The 5300-nt window shown below is 29.7% G+C and carries 6 protein-coding genes; 3 read left to right on the forward strand and 3 right to left on the reverse strand.

Features of this window, described 5'->3' with window-relative positions; genetic code table 11:
* Positions 1 to 144: 144 nt before the first annotated feature.
* Both parA and ACY10D_RS12240 read left to right on the forward strand, forming a co-directional pair.
* The gene (gene parA, locus ACY10D_RS12235) at positions 145 to 768 is read left to right on the forward strand and encodes a ParA family partition ATPase (protein ID WP_487001005.1); all 624 of its coding nucleotides are present in this window, start codon (positions 145 to 147) and stop codon (positions 766 to 768) included.
* Between the two features lie 3 nt (positions 769 to 771).
* Complete coding sequence (locus tag ACY10D_RS12240) at positions 772 to 984, forward strand: hypothetical protein (protein ID WP_487001006.1); 213 nt, start codon at positions 772 to 774, stop codon at positions 982 to 984.
* Between the two features lie 70 nt (positions 985 to 1054).
* Here ACY10D_RS12240 and ACY10D_RS12245 read toward each other — a convergent pair whose 3' ends face one another.
* The gene (locus ACY10D_RS12245) at positions 1055 to 2608 is read right to left on the reverse strand and encodes a RepB family plasmid replication initiator protein (RefSeq protein WP_487001007.1); all 1554 of its coding nucleotides are present in this window, start codon (positions 2606 to 2608) and stop codon (positions 1055 to 1057) included.
* A gap of 317 nt (positions 2609 to 2925) precedes the next feature.
* Between ACY10D_RS12245 and ACY10D_RS12250 the strand changes: the two genes are divergently transcribed.
* Complete coding sequence (locus ACY10D_RS12250) at positions 2926 to 3873, forward strand: NAD(P)-dependent oxidoreductase (RefSeq protein WP_487001008.1); 948 nt, start codon at positions 2926 to 2928, stop codon at positions 3871 to 3873.
* Here ACY10D_RS12250 and ACY10D_RS12255 read toward each other — a convergent pair.
* Together ACY10D_RS12255 and ACY10D_RS12260 are read right to left on the reverse strand one after the other, a co-directional pair.
* Positions 3859 to 4680, reverse strand: coding sequence for a helix-turn-helix transcriptional regulator (locus ACY10D_RS12255; protein WP_487001009.1), 822 nt, complete (start codon positions 4678 to 4680; stop codon positions 3859 to 3861). The two genes, ACY10D_RS12250 and ACY10D_RS12255, sit on opposite strands and share 15 nt — an antisense overlap.
* Positions 4670 to 5260 carry an MFS transporter gene (locus ACY10D_RS12260; RefSeq protein ID WP_487001010.1) on the reverse strand — a complete coding sequence of 197 codons (591 nt, stop codon included), beginning with the start codon at positions 5258 to 5260 and terminating at the stop codon, positions 4670 to 4672. The genes ACY10D_RS12255 and ACY10D_RS12260 overlap by 11 nt, the downstream gene beginning before the upstream one ends.
* Between the last annotated feature and the right edge of the window lie 40 nt (positions 5261 to 5300).

Raw genomic sequence — 5300 nt, forward strand, 5'->3', positions numbered from 1 at the left:
TTTACTCTTTTACTCTTTTACTCTTTTACTCTTTTACTCTTTTACTCTTTTACTCTTTTACTCTTTTACTCTTTTAAGTATTGACTTATTTCCTCATATTATCAATAATAAATTTGCATTATTTACTTATATAAGGAAATAAGTATGAAAGTATTATCAATACTGAATCAAAAAGGCGGTTCAGGCAAAACAACCCTATCAACAAATATAGCTCACGCATTAAAGTTAAAAGGATTTAAAGTCCTGCTGGTTGATGGTGATCCACAGGGTTCATGTCGTGATTGGAATGCAGCTAATAATGGCAATTTAGTTCCTGTGGTTGGCTTAGATAGGGAAACTTTGCCTAAAGACTTAGACGCTATAAAAACAGGATATGATTGGGTGATTATAGATGGCGCACCCCAAATAGCTAAATTAGCTGCTTCAGCAATAAAAGCATCAGATCTAGTTCTAATCCCAGTACAACCATCACCATATGACATATGGGCTACTTCTGATCTTGTGGATTTAATAAAAGCAAGGCAAGAAATAACAGATAATAAATTAAAAGCTGCATTTGTTATAAGCAGATCAATTAAAAATACAAAATTATCCCATGAAATTAATGATGCCCTTGAAGAATACAATTTACCTGTTTTGAAAAGCGTCACAACTCAAAGAGTAGCATACCCAACAAGCGCTACTGAGGGTGGTACTGTATTCACATCTCAAGATGAAAAAGCATCTCACGAGATTAATATGATCATGAAAGAAATAATGGAGTTATAGTATATGGCTAAGCTATCAGCAAAAAAACCTTCACATGATAATGTGATTTCATCAGGAAAAAAAGAAGCTCTTTCCGAGCTATCTGTAGAGCCAACAAAAAAATTAAATGTGAATATTCCTGAAAGCTTACATTATTCATTCAAAAAAAAATGTCTTGATGAAAAAATAAATATGAGTGAACTCATAAAAAAATGGATTCAAGATTATACACTATAATATATCTACTTATCTACTTATCTACTTATCTACTTATCATTGTTTAGCTCTAATATTTATGTCTATCTTTTTACACCAAATCAGCAATTGCAACTTTTAGCATAGTAATTTCTTTCTCAACCAACCCCTTAGTTTTTCCGCTCACGTTCTCAAGCTCTACTTTTTTGGCTTCCAAATCGGTTTTAAGTTTTGCAATTCTTTCTTCCTTAGTCGCAACTTCTAGTTCTTCAACTAAAGACTTAATTTTGCCATAGTTTAGCATCTCACCTTTAAATCTTAATGTTAGATAGTAGGGCGACATACTTTCTAAATCTTCATACTGAGCTACAACATCCTTTAAGCATCTAAGCATATCGATCTCTAATTCATCAGTTATCTTTTCGTTGGATTCATGTCTTGCAAGCAATGCTGTTATTTGCTGCTCATTGTTATTGATATAAGTATCAAAGCTATTAAACCTTTCCATTTCTTGAGCCTTACGATCTTGCACAAGCTCTTCTGCTGCATCCATTGCTGCTTTAATTTCTTGTGAGCTTGAATTATTTCCAGCATTTTCAATACAAGAAACCAGATAACCACTGATATTTTTTATGTCTCTGCCTTTTTGAATCTCACCTAATAGCTTTTCAATACCGATTTTACAAGTATCTACGCCATAAGTTTCAACATACTCTAAGGCTTTATTTCTAGGTATACCGTAAGATTGAAGTTGTGCGGCTATAATTATGTCTTGATCGTTAAGATCAAGATTAAGCGGAACATCTGGCGCTTGATGATCTATTTCTTGAGGTTGGCGTTTTGGTTGATCTAATTGCTTGCTTGTATCTTTTTTCTGAGAGAATTCAAGCGTTATATGAGTGAACCGTTTGCCTGTTTTGTGGAGTTCGTAGTCAAAAAATATATCAGTTAGATCATTTATTTCATCTTTAATAACACTTAAAACATATTTCTCAAATAAAGAGGGTTTAGTATATTTGTCTCTTAATCCAATTTTATCCTTAAATGATTCAAGTTCAAGTTTTATACTATCATTAGTTTTATACCTACTTAGCATTATCTTACATGACAGATAAACCTTTAAAGAATAAGCATTGTTTAAAGAAAAAATCATCCCATAATCTAAACTAGTATACTGTCTAAATACTGCCAATCTTTTAACCATCTCTATATGGAGAGTTATTTTAATTACTTGATCTTTTTCGACATATTCTGCATCTGTAAACCAAGAAAATAATTTGAAAGACTTAGGATTACTTGGATCCAATGGACTTGGTGTGTCAACAACTTTCTTAATCATTGACTTACATGTTTTTTTAATATCTCTTGAAAAATTAGTTGATGATATATTTGTGATTGACTGGATTAAAATTTTATCAAACTTGTAGCTTAATGGAACTTCTTCTAAATGATCTAAAATAACATCTGAATCAAGACTATTAATGCTATCACTTTTCTTTAAATACATTCTAGAGTCGCTCAATTCTTTCAATAGAAGTATTAAAATTTTAATTTCTATAATATTCCAGTTATCCTCAGTTTTTATCTCATCTAAAATATTTGACACATAAAAACTTTTATCGCATAAATCCATTTTTTCGGAACTACATTCAATCTTACGTTGCATTAGCATATCACCTTTTAACAAGAAAGGTAAGCTTTTAGTCTATACTTACCTTTGCTCTTCATTTACTTACCTTTGCTCTTCATTTACTTACTTAAAGTAAACATCATTAAATTAATAAGCCTATATATAATATGGCATACAGCTAATAGCAACTAAAGCTAATTAGCTAACTTTCTAGCTCAGGTTGTTTTTCATCCAATGATTTACAATCTATCTAATAGATTAAATAAAATAATAGATCTAATCTATCTAAGACAGGATTGATAGATTTTCTCTTTATGTTATAAATACTTAAACATTGGAAAGTGGTTATAAAAATGAAATATAAAGCTGTGATCTATCATCCATTTAATGAGAAAAATTTGGGATTCACAAAAGAGAGGTTTTCAACGTTATTAAAAAAATTTCAAGATATATCATTTCACTACCCTCATAATGAGGATTCATTTTATAAGGAAGTTATAGATGCTGATTTTATAATTGCATTAAAAATTTCAAGTGATTTATACATAAGAGCAAAAAGATTAAAAGCTGTTTTTACTTGTATGGCAGGAAGGGATGCTATACCAGAAAATAGCAATATAAAAAAATATTATGGTTATTTTCATGGAAAATTAATCAGAGAAACATTGCTTTCAGCTATGCTTGTATTTAATCAAAGGTTATTAGCATTGATTAATTGTCAAAACAATATGCGCTGGGCAAATGCAAAAGAATATGGCAATAGAACTCAAATAGAAAATCAATCCATTGCGATTATTGGATATGGTGCAATAGGTGAGTATTGTGCCAAATATTTATCTAACTTAGGAATGAAAAATATATTTGCTATTCAACGCTCTAAGCGGGAAGGTCATTGTAATAAAACCAATGCTAATTATATACATATATCAGATATGAATAAAATTATACCTTTAGTTGATCATGTAGTATCATTTCTTCCTCAATCTGAAGAAACAAACTCTATGTTTGATAGTGATTTTTTTAAAAATATGAATAGTAAGGCTTATTTTTATAATTTTGGTAGAGGTAATGCAGTGGTAGAAAATGATCTGTCTACAGCTTTAAATCAAAATGAAATACAAGGCGCTTATTTGGATGTTTTTCAACATGAACCTTTACAGAAAGAATCTAGTTTATGGAAATCAAAAAACTTGATCATAACGCCTCACATTAGCACATACTACAGTAATTATTTCAATGAATATGGTAATGAATTAATATCTCAATTAGAAGAAGCGTTATGTTTTTTATCTAATCAATGAGTTAAAAAATTTGCTAACATCATATATTCCAGCTTTTTCACATACTGTATATATCGTATCATTTCCCTTTATATGTATATTTTTTAAAATATTTTTATAATGATATTTTACATTATGAGTGCTGAAATTAAGAGTTTCAGCAATAAAACTATCCGTGTAGCCTCTAATCTTAAGAATAAGAATATTAAATTGTGTTGGTGTTAATAATAATGAAAACCTTTCTCCTTGTGAGTAATAAGAGAACTCTAGACTTTGATTGTTACTATAACTTGGGAGATCAAATATAATTTGCTCTCCCTTAGTTAAGGGGTATGATTTTATGGGAACATAAAGGTATTCATTATTTAACTCTATGCTGTTTATAATGTCGTAAGCTTTAGATAGAAAAATTTTATTGTATGTTCTTAGTATGTTTATATTATTTAAATAGAAGTCATCTAAGTCACCATCCTCTTTACCGCCGCCATATCCGAAAGATTCTATATAGGATTTATGGTATTCAACTATTTCAAGTTTGTTATATATATCAAATAATTTCTTAGCCTCTTGAGAATGGTTTGCTGTGTTATCATTACTTCTCCAAGAATGAACACCTTCAATAAGCCTTTTTTCTATATCTACATGATAGTTTTTCTTACGATAGTATTTATGCCATTCTGGTTTAGTTGTAAGATTAATGACGCTACCATCTGGATAAAATCTGGCATAGATAAAAAAATTTAAAGGTGTTTTCTTAAACAGTTCTTGGCAAATGATTTGGATTGTTTTTGAATATCTTATTGAAGCATCATTATCACTAATAATCATATGATTCATTCCTTTTGTATAAAAGATATATCCCATATAGTGATACAAAGGATATTAAAATAAGATATGCTGATACAGCATAATAACTCCATCTAGTTATATAAAGAATTATTAACGGGGTGCTGCCGCCAAATATCATAAGTGGTATATTGTACCCTAGTCCTAGAATACGGCATCTATCTTCTTTTTTTATTAATGAGGTTAAAAATCCAGGTGTCACTGCCATATACATAGCTAGAATCATACCATAAACTACTTGAATCATATAAATCAAGTATATATTTCCCGATAATATGATAGATGTATGAAAAAAAGATATAATCATGATACCAATTATACCTATGGATAATATTCTATAAGAACCAAAAACATCAGCCAATTTACCAGCAATAGGCTCAAATAACATCATTGAAGAAACACCAGTAATAGTTAAAAGTAAACTTTGAGTATGACTCAAGCCAAACTCATTAAATATAGTAGAAGACATGACTGTGAAACTATAAAAAGCAACACCACCAAAGGCTAATAAAAAAAATAATGATATAACCCATATTTCGCACCAAGGTAATCGATTTTGCATTATCTTATATATGGTCACATTTTAAGCACATAAAAGGTGA

Source organism: Cysteiniphilum sp. (genome assembly GCF_057495195.1).